Genomic DNA, 17445 nt, shown 5'->3' on the forward strand with positions numbered 1-17445 from the left:
AGACGAAAGGCGGCCTGCAAAATCCGCCCTTCTCGTTAACGACACCGGAGGCGCCAAGAAGCCCGGCGACCCGAAAGGGGTCGCCGGGCGGTTGACGGGCGCCTGGTGGAGACAGGCGCCGGTCGGGGGTTGGTTTAACGCAGGAGCGACAGCACGTTCTGCTGGCTCTGGTTGGCCTGCGCGATCATCGCGGTCGAGGCCTGGCTGAGGATCTGGGCCTTGGCCATCTGCGTCGTTTCGGTCGAGTAGTCGGTGTCCTGGATGCGCGAACGTGCATCGGACAGGTTGGTGATGTTGTCGTTGAGGTTGTTCACCACCGATTCCAGACGGTTCATGCCGGCACCCAGCGTGGCGCGGGCGCTCGAGATCGAGTCGAGTTCCGTGTCGACGGTACCCAGCAGCGTGTTGGCCGCCGTAGCGGTCGATACGTCGTAGGAACCGGCAGCACCGCCGTTGGCAGCCAGCGTGGTCAGGTCTGCCATCGTCAGGTCGACCGTGTCCGATCCGTTGGCGCCGGTCTGGACGGTAACCGTGGCCTGCGAACCGTCGAACAGCTGCACGCCGTTGAACTTGGTGTTGTCGATGATCTGGCCGATCTGCTGCGTCAGTTCGTCAACTTCGGTCTGCATGTAGGCACGGTCGGTGCTGTCCTGATAGGTGCCCGAAGCCGACTGCGCGGCCAGTTCGCGGACGCGCTGCAGCATGTTCGAAACTTCGTTGAGCGCACCTTCCGCCGTCTGGGCGAGCGAGATGCCGTCGTTCGAGTTGCGAACGCCCTGGTTCATGCCCTTGATCTGTGCGGTCATGCTGGTGGCGATGGCGAGGCCTGCGGCGTCGTCCTTGGCGCCGTTGATGCGCTTGCCGGTCGACAGGCGTTCCATCGCCGTGCCGAGCATCTTGTTCGCCATGTTCGACGAGTTGGTCGCCTTGAGAGCGCTGATGTTGGTATTGATAACAGCCATTTTCCTGGTCTCCGGTTGGGTGATGTCGTTCCCGAATGGACTGCCGGTTCAATGGGATGGACGCGGCTGCCAGGACAAAGACCGGCAAAGGCGCGCCGGAATTAAGTGCCGCCCCGGCAAAAGACTGCCGCCTATAGGTATTCGCACTAGGGGTTTCCCGACCCCTTAAAGTTTCGACCTGTTTGTCGGTTACGCGCGAAACAGAGCCCCGGACATGATGGTTAACAGGGGTCTTGAAATGATTCGCGATTGCGGGGCACTTCGCTTCACGGATACAGCGGCAAAAGCACATGCTGCGCTGGTACAGCGCGCGGCATCGGTGCTTTCGAGCTACGGAGCGGAAGGCGAAGTCCTGCTGGCAGACGCCTTCGAGGGGGCCGCCACCGATCCGCGGCGGATGAGCGTGATGCTGGAACGTTCGCCTGACCCCGCAATCGTTCGCACCACCGGCAGCCGCCAGTCCGTGTTGCGTTATGCCGACGGCGCGAGCGAGGCTTCGCTGGCCGCATTGCTGGCAAGTGGCGCCCGCCCCGGCGCACCGATCGCTGCAGACCCTGAAAGCCTTTCAATCCTTGCCCTTGCCGAGCGCATTGCCGCCAGTGACATTCCGGTGCTGATCAACGGCCCCACCGGGACCGGGAAGGAAGTGCTGAGCCGCTTCATCCACGATCGCTCGTCGCGCAAAGACAAGCCATTCGTGGCGATCAACTGCGCCGCCATGCCTGAAGCCATGCTCGAAGCGCTGCTTTTCGGCCATCAGAAGGGTTCGTTCACCGGCGCCAACGCGGCGAGCGAAGGCTTCTTCCGCGCGGCCGACGGCGGCACGCTGCTGCTCGACGAGATTGCCGAGATGCCGCTGACGCTTCAGGCCAAGCTGCTGCGCGCGTTGCAGGAAGGCGAAGTGGTGCCTCTGGGCGCGACCCAGCCGATCAAGGTCGACGTCCGCGTCATCGCATGTGCCAACCGCGACCTGCCGCTCGAGGTTGAGGAAGGCCGCTTCCGCGCCGACCTGTTCTACCGCCTCAATGTCTTCCCTCTGGCCCTGCGCGCGCTGTGCGAACGTCCAGACGACATCGCCCCGCTCGCGTTCGCGATGATGCTGCGCCACGGCACGACTGCATCGTGGATCGCCGACGAAACGCTGGCAATGCTCGCCACGCATTCCTGGCCCGGCAATGTTCGCGAGCTCGAGAACGTGATCCGCCGCGCGCTGGTGCTGGCGGGCAACGCCCCGGTTGTCGGTCCCGAACACATCGTGTTCGACCGCCCCGCCCGTCTGATCTGCGAACCCGTGCAGGCCACTGCGACCGTGTCGGACGGCAAGCTTTCCAACATCGTCCAGATCTCCGAGGCCCGTGCGATCCTCGCCACCCTCGATGCCTGCAACGGCAGCCGCGTTGCCGCCGCCCGCCAGCTCGGCATTTCGGAGCGTACGCTGCGCTACCGCCTCGCCAGCTTCCGTGAAGCCGGTATCGAAGTCAGTGGTCGAGCAGTCGGTGGCCGGCGATGAGCAGCATCGGCGGCATCGGCGGTCGGGCTTCCGGCATTCAGGACATCATGGCCTTGCGCCAGCAGATCATGGAGCGTTCGCAACTGCTCCAGCAGGTCAAGGCGCCCGAGACGGCGCAGGGAACGGCCCCGGCCAGCGAAGCAGGCGGCAGCTTCACGGATTCGCTCAAAGGTGCGCTCGATACCGTCAACTCGAGCCAGCAGAAGGCCAGCGCGATTAGCGAAGCCTATGAAAAGGGCGAAGTCGTCGACGTGGCTAAGGTCATGCTCGCGCGTCAGGAGGCAGGAGTCGCCTTCGAAGCCACGCTGCAGGTGCGCAACAAACTGCTCAATGCCTACCAGGACATCATGAGGATGGGAGTCTGATTAGATGGCCGACACCGCCGATCCTTCCGCCCCCTCCGGCTTTGGCGCACTGACCGACCCTACAGGCGGGAGCTTCGGCTCTCGCGTGAAGACGTTGATGGCCCAGCCGCCCGTGCGCCGGACGCTGCCGTGGTTTGCTGGCGTCTCTGCTGCGGGCCTTACCGCCGTACTGTGGATGACCATGGCCCCGGCCCCGCAGCGGATGCTCTACAGCCAGCTTTCGGACGGCGAGCGCGCCGAGGTCGTCGCCAGTCTCGACAAGGCGGCGATCCCCTACAGCATCGACAACGCGACCGGCGCGGTCAGCGTGGGCGAGGACGACCTCTATCGCGCGCGGATGGCTGCGGCGTCCGATGGTGCGATCGCCACGCCCGAGACGGGCACCCAGATGCTCGACAAGCTGCCAATGGGCGCAAGCCGAGGGCTTGAGGGCCAGCGCCTGCAGGCCGCGCGCGAACGCGAGCTGGAGCTGACCGTCATGGAAATCGACGGGGTCGAGGGCGTGCGCGTGCATCTCGCCGAACCGGAAAAGTCGGTCTTCGTGCGCGATAACGTGGCGCCAACCGCTTCGGTCATGGTCAAGCTCGCCCGCGGACGGCAGCTTTCGGAAAGCCAGGTCCGCGCGATCACGAATCTCGTGGCAGGATCGGTGCCGGGGCTTTCGATCGACGCTGTGCGCGTGGTCGACCAGCATGGCCGCCTGCTGTCCGATGCCGAAGGCGTCGATGGCGACCGCCTGGAATTGCAGCAGCGCATGGAAGAGAAGCTGCGCCTGCAGGTTGCGCAATTGCTGACGCCGATGCTCGGCGACGGCAATTTCTCGTCCGAGATCCAGATCGATCTCGACATGGACCAGATCACCTCCGCGCGCGAAAGCTACGACAAGCAGGGCGTGGTGCGGTCTGAGACGCAAAGCGCATCACAGCAGACCGGTGCCGCGACGGCACAAGGCGTTCCCGGTGTTACCGCCAATACGCCGCCGCCCGCTACCACGGCGCAACCCGGCGCTCCGGCCGGAACGCCTGCCGCAGCGCCGACGACAGGCGCCAACGGCGAGTCCAGTTCGACGCGGACCTACGAGCTTGGCCGCGAGGTCGCCGTATCAAATCAGACGCCGGGCAAGATCAAGCGCCTGTCGGTCGCCGTCGCGCTCAGTGCCGAGACGATGGCGAAGGGCAAGCCGCAGGACATCGAGGCGATCAAGCAGCTGGTCAGCGCTGCCGTCGGCGCGGACCCTGCGCGCGGCGATCAGGTTGCGGTGCAGGTGCGCGCATTCAAGCCCGCCGAAGTTGCGCCCGATCCGTTCTGGGAAACGCCGTGGTTCGCGACGATCCTGCGCAACGCAGTGGCGCTGATCGCCGTGCTGCTCGTGCTGCTGCTGGGCGTGCGCCCACTGATCAAGGCGTTGAAGCGGGAACCCGCCGTGGCTGAGGCGAGTCCCGCCAGAAAGCGCAAGAAAGGTGCCGCCGCCGAAGACGAAGAGGGCGGCGGCGAGGACGAACAGGAAGCGATCACGGCCGATGAAATGGCCGAGGCGCTCCAGCCTGCGCAAAATGCCGAGACAGGCGTGGTCGATGCCGAGGCACTCGCCCGGCAGGTCAGCCTTGCCCAACGGCTCGTGGTCGAAAAGCCCGACAATGCGCTCGTCGCGCTCAAGCAGATGCTCAACACCCCCGAGGAGGAAGCCGCATGAGCGACCTTGCCGAAGCCCCCAACATCACCGATCCCGAACGCGCTGCGGTGATGGTCATGCTGCTCGAGGACGATCAGGCGGCGCAGATCCTTGCGCAGCTCGAGCCTGCCGAACTGCGGCTTCTGGGCGAAAAGATGTGCGCCCTGGGCGAGATCGGCCCGGTCGCCATCGCGCAGGCGATAGCTGGCTTTGTCGAAAAGACCGAGCGCCTCGGCCTGATTGCGCACGACCGCGTCGGCCAGGTGCGATCTTTGATGACCCGTGCGGTAGGCGAGGTGAAGGCCGACAACCTGATGCAGCGCATCCTGCCCGACGATCGCTCACGCACGCCAACCATCGAGCTTGCGCGTTGGCTGACCCCGCAGGTGATCATCCCGCTGATCCGCGACGAACATCCCCAGGCGATTGCCGTCCTGCTGGTCCAGCTCGATCCCGAGGTGGCCGCTGCCGTGCTCCATGGGCTGCCCGATGCAATACAGCCGCAGGTTGTCCACCGCATCGCATCGCTCGGACCCGTCGCGCCCGAGGCGATCACCATGCTCGAGGAGATACTCGACCGGCGGATCGGCGAGTGCCACGGCCAGGCAGCCGTTGCCATGGGCGGCCCGCGCGAGGCTGCAGATATCATCAATGCCTCGGCCCGCACGGTCGAGAAGCGGGTCATGCCCGAAATCGCCAAGCAGGACAAACAACTCGCCAAGGCGATCGAGAACGAGATGTTCAAGTTCGAGCACCTCTTCGCGCTCGACGACAAGTCGATGGGCGCGCTGCTGCGCGAGGTCGACAACGATGCGATGATTGCCGCGCTCAAGGGCATTCCCGAAGAGCAGCGCGAAGTGTTCTTCCGCGCCATGTCGAGCCGCGCCGCAGATGGCGTGCGCGACGAGATCGCGGGCCGTGGCCGCATGAAGATGGCCGAAGTGATCGAGGCGCAGAAGGCCATGGTTACCGCAGCGCGTCGCCTCTCGGCGGAAGGCGTGATCGTGTTCGGTGCCGGCGACGACGATTATGTCTAGCCCCTTGCGCGCGGTTTCACTCGCGGACCTCGGCGCTGCTTCGGCAGGATTTTCGCGCGACCGCCGCTTCTTTCGCGACATCCTGCAGGCATCGCCCCCGCTACCGCCACCGCCTGCGGTCGAGGATCTGCACGAGGAACCTGCCGATCCCGTCGCCGATGCCTGGGCCGAGGGCTATGCGCGCGGTATGGGCGATGCGCAGGAGGCCGCCGCCCAGATCATTGCCGAGCAGGAGGCGGCGCGTTCGAAAATCGAACTGTCGTTGGCAAAACTCGATGCGGCGATGCAGGAGGACCTCAAGGACCGCCTGCGCGAAACCGTGCAGGCGCTGTGCGAGGCGGCGATCGCCCCTGCCGCGCTTGATCCGGAAGGACTTGCCCGTCGCGTGGAGGTTGCTGGCGCAATGCTCGCCCGTGCACAGGATGAGCGCGTGATCCGGCTGCACCCGGAAGACCTTGCGCTTATTGCCGCGCGTCTGCCCGAAGACTGGCATTTCGTGCCTGACGCAGCGCTTGTCCGCGGGTCGGTGCGCGTCGAAGGCGCGGCAGGCGGTGTCGAGGATGGCCCGGAGCACTGGCGCCTCGCAATTGCAGAGGCGCTCCGCCAATGCTGATGGAATCCGCGCTCAATGTATTCGACCGTGCGCTCGATGGCTTTGCCCTCGCCCAGCCCGATTTCACTCCGCCGCGCTATGGACTGCTTGCCTCGTGCGATGGCGGAATGCTGGAAGTGTCGGGACTTGCGGTACCGATCGGCACGCAATGCCGCATCGCGCATGGTTCAGGATCACTGACTGCCGAAACCATCGGCTTCCGTAATGGTCGCACGCTGATGATGCTCCTGGGAGACCCGGTGCTGCTGCGTCCCGGTGCTAAAGTTCGGCCCGAAGGCCGCCCTGGCATGCTGCCGGTAGGCGAGGCCTTCCTCGGCCGCGCGATCGATGGCGAGGGCAAGCCGATCGACGGGCTTGGCCCGATCAATCATCGCCGCGAATGGCCTGCGGGCGGCGTCCGTTCTGCCGCGCTCGACAGGTCTCCCGTGCGCGAGCGCTTCGATACGGGTGTGCGCGCACTCAATGCGTTGACCACCTTCGGGATCGGCCAGCGCATCGGCATCATGGCCGGATCGGGCGTGGGCAAGTCTGTCCTGCTTGACATGATCGCTCACGGTGCAGAGGCCGAAGTGGTGATCGTCGGGTTGATCGGCGAGCGCGCCCGCGAAGTGTCCGACTTCGTCGAGCGGCACATGCACGGCGCCAAACGCGACCGGTCGGTGATTGTCGCCGTGCCAGCGGACCATGCGCCGAACCTGCGCATTCGCGGTGCGATGCTGGCCACCAGCCTTGCCGAGTATTTCCGAGCGCAAGGCAAGCGTGTGCTGCTGATCATGGACAGCCTGACCCGCGTGGCTCACGCCGGGCGCGAAATCGCGCTGCTGCTGGGCGAACCGGGCGCGGCTCGCGGTTATCCCCCTTCGGCGCTGGCCACGATCACCAAGCTGGTCGAGCGGGCTGGCAACTCTGCTGCGAGTGGCGGGTCGGTCACCGGGCTCTACACCGTGCTGGCCGATGGCGACAACCAGGACGACCCGGTGGTGGACACCGCGCGCTCGATCCTCGACGGACACATCGTGCTGTCGCGTGATCTGGCGCAGCGCGGGCAATATCCTGCCATCGATATTGCCGCATCGCTCAGCCGCGTGATGAACGACATCACTGCGCCCGATCACCAGCAGGCGGCACGCACATTCCGCGCGCTGGTCGCCGCTTACGAGGCCAATCGCGATCTGGTGCTGATGGGCGCCTATCGTGCCGGCGCCGATCCGCAGCTCGACCGAGCAATTGCCATGCACGATGCGCTGACGGGCTTCATCAGTCAGCCGCAGCGCGAGATCGTTCCGATGGGTGATTCCGCCACGGCACTGATCCGGCTGTTGGGCGGATGAAGGCCGAACGCGCGCGTCTCGCCCGGTTGCAACGGCTTGAACGCATCCGCGACATCGCGCGCCGCACCGCGCTGGCCGAGGCCGGCAAGGCCGAGGGCACTTTGGCGCAGCTTCAGGGGCTGGTCGAGCGGACCGAGCGCCTCACGGCAGAATACGCGGCGCGGACCGATTTGCCCGATGCCCATGCCCTGCAGCAATTGCGGCACTTCGTGGCGGGACTCGATCGCATCACCACCGGCACGCGCGCCGATGCGGCAAACGCCCGGCGCGTGGCCGATGTCAAGGCGCAGGAAGCCGCTGCCGCAGAGCGTAGACGCGCCGCTGTGGAGGAGCGCGCCGAGGCGCAGGCCCGCCTTATCGCCCGCAAGACTGCCGCCGCCACCGCTCCGCTCGGCGCGCGCAAGGCAACTGGCACGGGTCTTGAATAGACAAGGTTAACGCCGAAGCGACGGAGCCTTGCCGATGTTCGATCTTGCTGCCCTGCCAATGCCTTCCCTGCCAGTGGCTGCTGGCGGCTTCGCGCTGGAAAGCGCAGGAAACGCAGCAGAAACCGGCGAGACGAGGCAATCGGGTGGCTTTGAGGCGCGTCTTGCCATCCAGATTTCCCAGCCGATCAGCCTTGCAAAGGCGCAGCAGCCCGAAGCAGCGAACCCGGCACCATTGCCGGCAAGCGGCAAGATCTTGCCGGATGCGGCAATGCCGCTTGCCGCTCTGACCGCCGCCCTTGCCGTCGACGATCTTGCGGCTGCGTCCGACGCGCCGTTCGATCAGAAAAACGACAATGGCGAGGACACCAGCGCCGAGACGGCCTTGCCCGGGCAGCTGTTGCCTGATCAGGCCATGATAGCGGCGATCCTTGCCGCTCCACGAACGCTTACGGCAACAACTCCCGTTGAGCGAGCCACGAGCGCGCGCATCAATACTGTGGATGCTAGCCAGTCAACCGTGAGGGCGGTCGCCACAAAGGGAGCGGAGGCCACCACGGCTGTGCTTTCAGCGACCGTTGCAATTGCGCGTGCTGCGGTGATCGAAGCCGATCCGTCAGCTTCGCAACCGGTCGACAGCGAAGTGGCCGCACAAGCCGCCGGGGTGCCGCAGGCCGCAGGGGCAAAGGCCGCCCTCGCGAACGAGACCAGCCAGCGTCCCGCACGCCCGCTGCCCGGTGCGCTTTCCGCCAGCGAGAAGACCGACGCGCCATCTGCCCCCGCCGCAACTCTGGCAGCAGAACTTGCCGACGACACCGACACCCTGGCCCCGGTCGAGACCGCCGACGATTTCATCGCTGCGGTTCAGGCCCGTACTGCCGAAACGGCGCAGCGGGCCGAGGTTCCCGCAGGAGTGCGCGCCGAAATCCGGCCTGAGCGGATCGATTTCGCGACGCTGGTCGACACGCTCAACCGTGCGCGCGAGGAGGCAGAGCCCAACAGCGTGCGCGTTGCGATCGCCCATGCCGATTTCGGGCGCGTTTCCATGCGCTTCGATCAGGATGACAAGGGCATGACCATTGCCATGAGCAGCGCTGATCCCGGCTTTGCCCGTGCAGTATCGGCCACCAACGAAGCCGCATCGACCAACACGAGCGCAGACACGCCGCGCGACCAGGCTGCGCAGTCGCAGTCGCGCAATGCAGGCACCGCCGGCGACGGCGCACGACAGCAGCAGCAGCAGCAGCAGGACGCCCGCACGCCAACGGCCGAGCGTCCCGCAGCGCAATTGCGAGACACGCTGCGCCGCGACGCTGACCGCGACGCCCCCGACGGCATCTTCGCCTGATACCTTCTGACATTCGAACCCTGAGAGAACCCGCATGAGCGACAAGGAAGAGAAGCCCAAGAAGAAGGGCGGCGGCATGCTGATGAAGATCGTCATGCCGCTTGGCCTGCTGGCGGTCGGCGGCGGTGGCGTTTTCGGCCTTATGGCAGCAGGCGTCATCGGCGGCGGACATGCCGAGGTCAAGGAAGACCCCAATCCCAAGCTCATCCGCAAGGGCGAGGTCGACCCCTATGCCCCTGCCGCCAAGGAAGGCGAAGGCGAAGGAGGCGGGGCCGATGTGGAGGGTGAAGGCGGCAGCGAATTCCGCACCGTCTATTACAACTTCCCCGAAGACTTCACCTCGAACCTCAAGGATTCGGAGGCGCTGCTTCAGGTCAACATCGCCGCCTCTACACGCCGCGATTACCGCGTGATCATGTGGATGAAGAAGCACGAGCTGGCGATCCGCTCGGCCGTGCTGATCGCGATCGCCGACACGCCTGAGGAAGACGTCTATTCGCCGGTTGGCAAGGATCGTCTGCAAAAACGCCTGACCGCGGCGATCAACAAGGTCCTGACCGGGACCGAAGGCTTCGGCGGGGTGGATGCCGTCTACTTCAAGACCTTCATCGTCCAGTAATCGCGAAAGCCGGCTGCCCGCACATGAAACCAGAACGCGCCTTCATTGCCGAACGTGCCATCGCCCGGCACGATCCGGCCCTGCTGCGCCCCGGCCCGAGCATGGGCGATCTCGTGCCCGCGCTTGCCCGGATGAGCGAGCGCATGGCGCGCACGCTGCGCGGAGCGATCTCGCCGCTGCTGGGTGGAGCCGAACCGCAGATCACGCCGATGAAGCCCATGCAGTCGGACTTTGCCGATTTCTGCGCGGAGATACCGCGCCTTGCCGCCAACAGCCTGTTCCACATCGGCAGCGCGCCGTTCCTCGCCACGATCGAGGGCGAAAGCGTGCTGCGCCTGGTCGACCGCGCGTTTGGCGGCCCCGGCGATACGCCGTCGTCGCTGCCCAAGGAATTCCCGCTCTCTGCCGAACTCATGATCGGCCGGATGGAACAGGTTGTCTCGACCTGCCTCGCGCTTGCGCTGGGCGGGGCAACCGGCGGGACGATCCGTGCAGTTCGTCGCGAGGCCAGCGTTGCCCAGCTGCAAGCGATGCCCGATGTCACCCAGATCGCCGCGCTCACCTTCAACGTGATCGAGCAGGGCCGCATGCCCTGGGCGATCTCGCTCGCCTTCCCGGTCGAGACGCTGGCGCAAGTCTTCGCCCACGGCGAGAGCACGCGTCCGTCGCGCGCACCGCGTGGCCCTTCCTTGCCCACGCAGGCACCGTTTTCCGAGCTGCCGATCGACGTCACCGCGGTGCTGGTCGACATGCGCCTGCCGCTGTCGATCGTCTCCGCGCTCGAGGTCGGTCAGGTCCTGTCCGTTCCCATTGCACGGGCCGTCCCGCTGATCGTCGGCGGCAAGCCCTGCGCGCACGGCACGATCGGCGCGCTCGACGATCGCGTTGCGATCCAGATCAGCCAGCTTTCCTGAATTCCCCAACGAGAGGCCCGACCCAGATGACCTTCCAGCCCCGCGGTTTCGATTTCCTCAAGGATGTCGACGTCCGCCTGACCGTCGAACTCGGCCGCACGTCGATGAAGCTCAAGGATGTGCTCGGACTGGCCGAGGAATCGGTCGTCATGCTCGACCGCCTCACCGACGAACTGCTCGACGTGATGGTCAACGGCAAGCTGATCGCGCGCGGCGAAGTGGTGGCCCAGGGCGACCGCTTCGGCCTGCGCATCGTCGAACTGCTCGGCACCGAGCCCGACGCAGCCGCGCCAGCACCGGCACCGCGCCGCGCCGCCAAGGGGGATGCGGGCTGATGTTCTGGTACATCCTCAAACTGCTGGTCCTGCTGCCACTGATCGGCGGCCTGGCGTGGGCAAGCCTCAAGTTCGCCAAGCGCATGGAAGGCCTCTTCACGGCAGGCAACGGGCAGAAGTCGGTTCGCATCATCGAAACCCAGATGCTCAGCCCCACGCTGCGGCTCGCCGTGCTGGAATTCCACGGCCGCGAGATCCTCGTCTCGGCAGGCAAGAACGGCATCGTCCGCCTTGCCGAAGCCCCCGCGCGTCCGAAAGCGGAAGGGGAGGACGCACAATGAAGCGTCATTTAGTGAAGCGTCTTGTTGCCACGCTGACTGCAACGATCGTCCTTTTGCCGCATTACGCGATGGCAGCCGTTGCTGCCGCGCCCGCCCCGGCGCAGCAGCCTGCGGCAATCTCGGGTGCGCTCGACCGCGCCTTCGGCCAGATCTCGGGCGCGCAAAGCGGCGGATCGCTCTCGCTTTCGCTCCAGCTTCTGCTGGTCATGGGCCTGCTGACGATCCTGCCTTCGCTGGTGCTGATGATGACCAGCTTCACGCGTATCCTCGTGGTGCTCTCGATCCTGCGGCAGGCGATGGGTCTGCAGCAATCGCCGCCCAACCAGGTGCTGATCGGACTGTCGCTGTTCCTCTCGCTTTTCGTAATGGGTCCGACGCTCGACAAGGTGAATGCCAATGCGATCCAGCCTTATTCGGCTGGCCAGATCGGCGCGGAACAGGCCTTCGTGCATGGCGGCCGCGAATTCCACGCCTTCATGATCCGCCAGACGCGCGAGACCGACCTGCGCATGTTTGCCGATATCGCAAAGGCCCCACGCTTCGCCAACGCGGCAGACGTGCCCTGGTCGATCCTGCTTCCGGCTTATGTCACCAGCGAGCTCAAGACGGCGTTCCAGATCGGCTTCATGCTGTTCCTGCCGTTCCTGGTGATCGACCTTGTCGTCTCGTCGGTGCTGATGAGCCTTGGCATGATGATGATGAGCCCGACGATCGTCTCATTGCCGTTCAAGCTGCTGCTGTTCGTGCTGGTGGATGGCTGGGCGCTGCTTATGGGCAGCCTTGCCGCGAGCTTCGGATAGTTGCGATGAACGACACAGCCTCCCTACTGTCGCTGGCCGATCGCATGCTGTGGATCACGGCCCTGGTCGCTGCGCCGATCCTGATCGCCTCGCTTGCCGTCGGCCTTGTCGTCGGCGTGATCCAGGCGGCGACTTCGGTCAACGAACAGACGCTGACCTTCGTGCCGAAGCTGGCGATCACCGCGCTCGTGCTCGTCCTGTTCGGCGGCGCGATGCTCGGGCTTGTCGGGGATTTCACCAAGGAAATCTTCGAACAGATCGCCATGACCGGGCGCTGACAGGGTGCTTCAGCTCAACTTCGGATTTGGCGCGCTCGAAGCCGATTTCTGGCGCTTCGTCTTTGTCATGACGCGGATCGGCGCTGCGATGATGGCCGCGCCCCTGTTTGGCATGGCCACGGTGCCGCCGCAGGTCCGGGTGATCGTGACCGGAGCGATAGCCCTGCTGGTCTGCGCCTGGACGCCGGTAGCTGCTCCGGCTGCGCTCCTGACCTTGCCGGGCATGCTCAGCGTTGCCAACGAAGTGCTGATCGGACTTGCGCTGGGCTTTGCCTTGCAGCTTACGTTCGCGGCGCCCACGCTGGCGGCCGAAATCATCGGCGGCGGCATGGGCATGTCGATTGCGACAACCGCTGACCCCGTCAGCGGCGCAAGCTCGCCTGCCATGGGCCAGTACTTCGCGGTGGTGCTGACGGTGATCTTCCTCGGCACCGGCGCGCATCTCAACTGGATTGCGCTGATCGTCGAAAGCTATCGCACCTTTCCTCCGGGCACGGCCTGGCTTGCACCCGGACGCATGGAACTGATCACGCAGTTTGCCGGCACCATGTTCGTTACCGCGCTGCTGATCGCGTTGCCGGTGACACTGATCCTGCTGCTGGTGCAGGTCACCACCGGGATCATCAGCCGGTCGGCCCCAAGCCTCAACCTGTTTTCGCTCGGCCTGCCTGCGGGCGTTCTTGCGGGCCTTGCCGCGATGATCGCGGCAGCGCCAATGCTGACCGACCTTATGATCGAGATGTCCGCCGGCGCGGTCGAGAATGCCGCTGCCCTGCTGGCGCGCGGAGAGTAACGCGCCATGGCCGAATCCGAGGGCGAGAAGTCCTTTGCCCCTACCGAGAAGCGCAGGAAGGACGCCGCGAAGAACGGCGACGTCCTTCGCTCGCGCGATCTCGCAACTGCCGCCGGCGTACTGGTGGGCGCTGTCTGGCTAAAGTTTGCCGGACCCTGGGTGTTCGACGCGATGCAGGATACGCTGCGCGCCTCGTTGACGTTGGACCGCGCCGCGATCGAGGATTTCGCTCCTCGCAAGTTACTGATCGGGGCAATGATCACCGCGCTGCCGCCCGTATTCCTGCTCGGTGGTCTTGTGCTGGTCGCATCGGTCTTCTCGCAGATCGGCATGTCGGACGGACGTTGGGTTCCCGCCAACCTTGCGCCGAAGGCCTCGCGCATCAATCCGCTATCCGGGCTCAAGCGTATGTTCGGCCCGCAAGGCTGGATCGAACTGGCCAAGGGCCTGGCGAAGCTTGCCCTGCTCGGAACGATTGCATGGAGCTGGGCTTCGGGCGAAGTGTCGCGGCTGGCGGGCCTGGGGCATGGCGACATCCATGGGCAGCTGGTCATGGCCTGGGATGCGATCACCTCGCTCGCCTTTGCACTGGCATCGGGGCTGGTGATGATCGCGCTGATCGATTTTCCGATCCAGTGGATCCGCCGCTTCTTCCGGCTGCGCATGACGTTGCAGGAGATCAAGGACGAATCGAAGGAGTCCGAGGGCTCACCCGAACAGAAGGCTGCCCTCAGGGGCAAGCAGCGCCAATTGGCGATGGGCGCGATGCAGGCGGCGATGCAGAAGGCGCAATTCGTCATCACCAACCCAAGCCACTTTTCCGTAGCGATGATCTATGATCCCGACCTTGCCCCGGCACCGGTCGTGCTGGCCAAGGGTCGCGGCGATAAGGCGCTGGCGATGCGCCAGCTTGCAGCGGAAATGGGCGTGCCGACGCTGGAAATTCCGCCGCTTGCCCGCTCGGTATATTTCACCACGCGCGAAAATCAGGTGATCCGCGAGGATCTTTACTCCGCCGTCGCTGTCGTGCTGGCGTTCGTGCTGTCACTCAAACGCGGCGATGTGCCGGTCCTGCCCCCGATCGACGTGCCGATGCACATGCGGTTCGACGCAGAAGGCCGCCCCGAACTCGTCGCAACCCTTAACCCCGCTGCGGCGCAACCGTCCTAAGGGATCATGGCTACAACCTCGTCCACCTCGTCGACCTCGGCCACAGCCCAGATCATTTCGTCGCTGGGCGCGGGCAGTGGCATCAACACCTCGCAGCTTGCCGAGCAGCTTGCCGCGGCGCAATTCGCAACGCGTATCGATCAGCTTTCCGCAAAGAACGATAAGCTGACCGCGCAGATCTCGAGCGCATCCAATCTCAAGTCGCTGATGAGCACGCTGTCATCGTCGGTCGGGGCGCTTATTCGCACCGGTGATCTTGCCGTGACGCCCGCGATCACCAATGCCAGCGTTGCTACCGTCAGCAAGGGCACGGCGACTGGCAGTGGCACCTATTCGCTCGAAGTGACGAGCCTTGCCAACGCGCAGAAGCTTGTAACGCCTGCCTATTCGTCATCCACCGCAACCGTAGGCGCGGGCACGCTGACTTTGCGCTTCGGAACGGTTTCGGGCAGCAGCTTCACCGCCGATGCAACGCAGGATGCCGTCGACATCACCATTCCCACTGGCGCGACGCTTGCCGATGTTGCCAGTGCGATCAACGCCTCGGGTTCCGGCGTGACGGCCTATGTCGCCAACGGTTCGGCCGGCGCGCAAATTGTGCTCAAGGGCAAGGACGGTGCGACCAGTGGCTTCGTGATCGAGGCGACCGAGACCGCAGGCGAGGAAGGCCTTGCCAATCTGGCCTGGACGCCCGCGACGAACACCACGCATCTCAAGGCAACCGCGAGCAACGCTGCCTACAGCATCGATGGCGTCGCCTACACATCGACGAGCAACACGGCGAACGACGTGGTGCCGGGCCTGAACCTCAAGCTCACCGGCACGAATATCGGCGCGCCCGCAACGGTCAGCTTCAGCGATCCGACGAAAAACATAACCTCGGCCATGACGGACCTGGTCGATGCCCTGAACGAGGTCGTATCGCAATTGACCACGGCGATGGACAAGACCAATGGCGAGCTCAACAACGATCCTGGCGCCCGCGCGCTGCGCACTGCCCTGACCGCGCTGGCCGGCACCAGGATCATGCTCAATGCCGACGACGGCGATCCGGCGACCCTTGGCGATCTTGGTCTCAAGATCCAGCGCGACGGGACTTTTGCGCTCGACAACGACCGCCTCTCGGCAACGCTCAAGGCTGATCCACAGGCAGCCGGGGCGATGTGGACCACCGGCGTCTACGGCGTCTACGGGACGATCGACAAGATTGCGCGTGCCGCATCGTCGACCACAAGCGGTGCTTCGCTTGGCAGTTCGATCACGCGCTACACAGCGCTGCAGAAGACCGTGAGCGAGAAGTCCTCCAGCCTTGCGGACAAGCAGGAGGACATGCGCCAGCGTCTCGTCTCGCGTTTTGCCGTGATGGACACCCGCGTGTCCGGCTCGCAATCCACCCTTACCTTTCTCAAGGCGCAGATTGCCGCCTGGAATTCGACGGGCAATAACTGATGCTGCATCATCGCAATGACCCGACCGAAGCCTATCGCCGCGTTGATTTCGATGCGCGGGTCCGTGGTGCGGATTCGCGTCAACTCGTCGATCTTTGCCTTGAGCAGGTCATCGGATCGGTCGGGCGCGCGATGCACGCGCAGGAGCGCAAGGACAACTCCGCCAAGAGCGCGGCTCTCACCCGCGCGGTTTCGGCGCTCACAGCATTGCAGATGGGTGTCGACATGACGAACCCCACGGCGCCCGCCCTGACTCAGATGTATCAGTCGGCCCGCAACGCGGTGCTCGATTGCGTGACGCGTTTCGATGCCCCAAAACTTGCGCTTATACGCCAGGATTTCTCTGAAATTCGCGAAGCGATGCTGCACGGGATAGTCGCCAGTTGACCAACTCCGACTGCGCAGCACGACGCGCGATCCGAACGGAAAAGAGCCCGGTCGCCAACATGGCGGCCGGGCTCTTCGTTTTCCCGCGCTGCAGGGGACGCGCGGCACGGGAAACTCCAGGATAGGGTCAGCTCATGTTGCAGCATGCGATCAATGCTGCGCCCAGTTCGTCGAGATCGAGTTCGCTTTCGGCACCACCCAGATCGATGGCGGCAGATGGCGCTTCGGAGACCAGGGCGCTCTTGCGGTTCTGCGCGAAGGTCTTGCTGCCGGCGTCACGGAGAATCCTGAGGCCTTTGGCGCCGTCGTTGCCCATGCCGGTCAGCACTGCGGCTGTCGCCGGAACAGAGCCACGCGCGATCGAGCCGAACAAGAGGTTGGCCGAGGGGCGCATGCCCTCCACGGGGTCGCGGTCGATCAGGCGGAGCTTGGCCGGGCTGCCGGGCTCGATAACGACATGACGTTCAGGATCGAACGCGATATGGATAGTGCCGGGGGTCAGCGGCGTGCCGTCCTTGGCGGCCTTTACCGCGCACTTGAGTTCGCCGTCCATGCGCTTGATGAACGTCTCCACCACCGCCGGTTCGGCATTGAGTGCGATGACCGTGGGCGGGCACTTTTCCGGGAAGTAGGCGAGCAGCTGGGTCAGCGCATCGATCCCGCCCATCGACGCGGAAAGCGCGACGAGATGGCCGTTCCATTCGAAATGCGATTCAACGTGCTTGTGCTCGCGCGGGGCGCGGCGATCCTTGACGTTGCTGTTGGCCGCCGCGAGCACGATCTTCCCGAGCTTGCCCACGGTCTTGCTGAACTGTTCGGGCGTCGCCTTCAGCGGCTTGGGAAAGCATTCAACCGCGCCCAGCGCATAGGCTTTCAGCGAGGTCTCGGTTCCGGCCTGGGTAAGGCTCGAAAGCATGACCACCGGGAGCGGCGCCGATCCCATGATCTCTTCGAGAAACTCGATTCCGCTCATGCCGGGCATCTCGACGTCGAGCGTGACGACATTTGGCTTCAAAGCCCGGATCTGATCGCGGGCCTCTGCAGCATTTGCTGCAGCGCCGATCACGGTCACGTTCTTTGCCTGGTCGAGAATGTCGGAGAACAGCGCGCGCATAGCAGCGGAATCATCGACAACCAGAACCCGTGCTTCGTGCATT

At 65.0% G+C, this 17445-nt stretch carries 20 protein-coding genes; 18 read left to right on the top strand and 2 right to left on the bottom strand.

Going from position 1 to position 17445, the window contains the following annotated elements:
• Nucleotides 1-134: 134 nt before the first annotated feature.
• Nucleotides 135-962 (bottom strand): flagellin N-terminal helical domain-containing protein, encoded by an 828-nt coding sequence (locus tag AC2A04_RS07255; protein ID WP_484211616.1) that lies wholly within the window; start codon nt 960-962, stop codon nt 135-137.
• Nucleotides 963-1176: 214 nt separating this feature from the next.
• On the opposite strand from AC2A04_RS07255, the gene AC2A04_RS07260 reads away from it, so the two are divergent.
• The 18 genes from AC2A04_RS07260 (at nt 1177) to AC2A04_RS07345 (ending at nt 16288) form a co-directional block, all read left to right on the top strand.
• Nucleotides 1177-2472 (top strand): sigma-54 interaction domain-containing protein, encoded by a 1296-nt coding sequence (locus AC2A04_RS07260; protein WP_484211617.1) that lies wholly within the window; start codon nt 1177-1179, stop codon nt 2470-2472.
• Nucleotides 2469-2837, top strand: a complete 369-nt coding sequence (gene fliE, locus AC2A04_RS07265; protein WP_484211618.1) for a flagellar hook-basal body complex protein FliE — start codon at nt 2469-2471, stop codon at nt 2835-2837. The genes AC2A04_RS07260 and fliE overlap by 4 nt, the downstream gene beginning before the upstream one ends.
• A gap of 4 nt (nt 2838-2841) precedes the next feature.
• Nucleotides 2842-4530 carry a flagellar basal-body MS-ring/collar protein FliF gene (gene fliF / locus AC2A04_RS07270; protein ID WP_484211619.1) on the top strand — a complete coding sequence of 563 codons (1689 nt, stop codon included), beginning with the start codon at nt 2842-2844 and terminating at the stop codon, nt 4528-4530.
• Complete coding sequence (gene fliG / locus AC2A04_RS07275) at nt 4527-5546, top strand: flagellar motor switch protein FliG (RefSeq protein WP_484211620.1); 1020 nt, start codon at nt 4527-4529, stop codon at nt 5544-5546. Before fliF ends, fliG begins: the two co-directional genes overlap by 4 nt.
• The gene (locus tag AC2A04_RS07280) at nt 5539-6159 is read left to right on the top strand and encodes a FliH/SctL family protein (protein ID WP_484211621.1); all 621 of its coding nucleotides are present in this window, start codon (nt 5539-5541) and stop codon (nt 6157-6159) included. Before fliG ends, AC2A04_RS07280 begins: the two co-directional genes overlap by 8 nt.
• Nucleotides 6159-7490, top strand: a complete 1332-nt coding sequence (locus AC2A04_RS07285; protein ID WP_484211701.1) for a FliI/YscN family ATPase — start codon at nt 6159-6161, stop codon at nt 7488-7490. The genes AC2A04_RS07280 and AC2A04_RS07285 overlap by 1 nt, the downstream gene beginning before the upstream one ends.
• The gene (locus tag AC2A04_RS07290) at nt 7487-7918 is read left to right on the top strand and encodes a hypothetical protein (protein WP_484211622.1); all 432 of its coding nucleotides are present in this window, start codon (nt 7487-7489) and stop codon (nt 7916-7918) included. Before AC2A04_RS07285 ends, AC2A04_RS07290 begins: the two co-directional genes overlap by 4 nt.
• A gap of 34 nt (nt 7919-7952) precedes the next feature.
• A complete protein-coding gene (locus AC2A04_RS07295) occupies nt 7953-9263 on the top strand; it encodes a hypothetical protein (protein ID WP_484211623.1) in 1311 nt (436 codons plus the stop codon).
• A gap of 34 nt (nt 9264-9297) precedes the next feature.
• Entirely contained in the window at nt 9298-9882 is a 585-nt protein-coding gene (locus AC2A04_RS07300) for a flagellar basal body-associated FliL family protein (protein ID WP_484211624.1), read from the top strand.
• Nucleotides 9883-9905: 23 nt separating this feature from the next.
• Nucleotides 9906-10796, top strand: a complete 891-nt coding sequence (locus AC2A04_RS07305) for a FliM/FliN family flagellar motor switch protein (RefSeq protein ID WP_484211625.1) — start codon at nt 9906-9908, stop codon at nt 10794-10796.
• Between the two features lie 26 nt (nt 10797-10822).
• Nucleotides 10823-11131 (top strand): flagellar motor switch protein FliN, encoded by a 309-nt coding sequence (fliN, locus tag AC2A04_RS07310; RefSeq protein ID WP_484211626.1) that lies wholly within the window; start codon nt 10823-10825, stop codon nt 11129-11131.
• On the top strand, nt 11131-11412 hold the full coding sequence (locus tag AC2A04_RS07315) for a flagellar biosynthetic protein FliO (protein WP_484211627.1): 282 nt from the start codon (nt 11131-11133) through the stop codon (nt 11410-11412). Before fliN ends, AC2A04_RS07315 begins: the two co-directional genes overlap by 1 nt.
• A 68-nt stretch (nt 11413-11480) precedes the next feature.
• A complete protein-coding gene (gene fliP, locus AC2A04_RS07320; protein ID WP_484211702.1) occupies nt 11481-12212 on the top strand; it encodes a flagellar type III secretion system pore protein FliP in 732 nt (243 codons plus the stop codon).
• A gap of 5 nt (nt 12213-12217) precedes the next feature.
• On the top strand, nt 12218-12490 hold the full coding sequence (locus AC2A04_RS07325; protein ID WP_484211628.1) for a flagellar biosynthetic protein FliQ: 273 nt from the start codon (nt 12218-12220) through the stop codon (nt 12488-12490).
• Nucleotides 12491-12494: 4 nt separating this feature from the next.
• Nucleotides 12495-13283, top strand: coding sequence for a flagellar biosynthetic protein FliR (fliR, locus tag AC2A04_RS07330; protein WP_484211629.1), 789 nt, complete (start codon nt 12495-12497; stop codon nt 13281-13283).
• 6 nt (nt 13284-13289) lie between these two features.
• The gene (locus tag AC2A04_RS07335) at nt 13290-14453 is read left to right on the top strand and encodes an EscU/YscU/HrcU family type III secretion system export apparatus switch protein (RefSeq protein WP_484211630.1); all 1164 of its coding nucleotides are present in this window, start codon (nt 13290-13292) and stop codon (nt 14451-14453) included.
• A gap of 6 nt (nt 14454-14459) precedes the next feature.
• On the top strand, nt 14460-15902 hold the full coding sequence (gene fliD, locus AC2A04_RS07340) for a flagellar filament capping protein FliD (RefSeq protein WP_484211631.1): 1443 nt from the start codon (nt 14460-14462) through the stop codon (nt 15900-15902).
• Nucleotides 15902-16288, top strand: a complete 387-nt coding sequence (locus AC2A04_RS07345; protein WP_484211632.1) for a flagellar export chaperone FliS — start codon at nt 15902-15904, stop codon at nt 16286-16288. The genes fliD and AC2A04_RS07345 overlap by 1 nt, the downstream gene beginning before the upstream one ends.
• Before the next feature lie 127 nt (nt 16289-16415).
• Here AC2A04_RS07345 and AC2A04_RS07350 read toward each other — a convergent pair whose 3' ends face one another.
• A complete protein-coding gene (locus AC2A04_RS07350) occupies nt 16416-17444 on the bottom strand; it encodes a chemotaxis protein CheB (RefSeq protein WP_484211633.1) in 1029 nt (342 codons plus the stop codon).
• Between the last annotated feature and the right edge of the window lies 1 nt (nt 17445).

It is taken from the genome of Novosphingobium sp. HNCC26DJ243 (assembly GCF_057180545.1).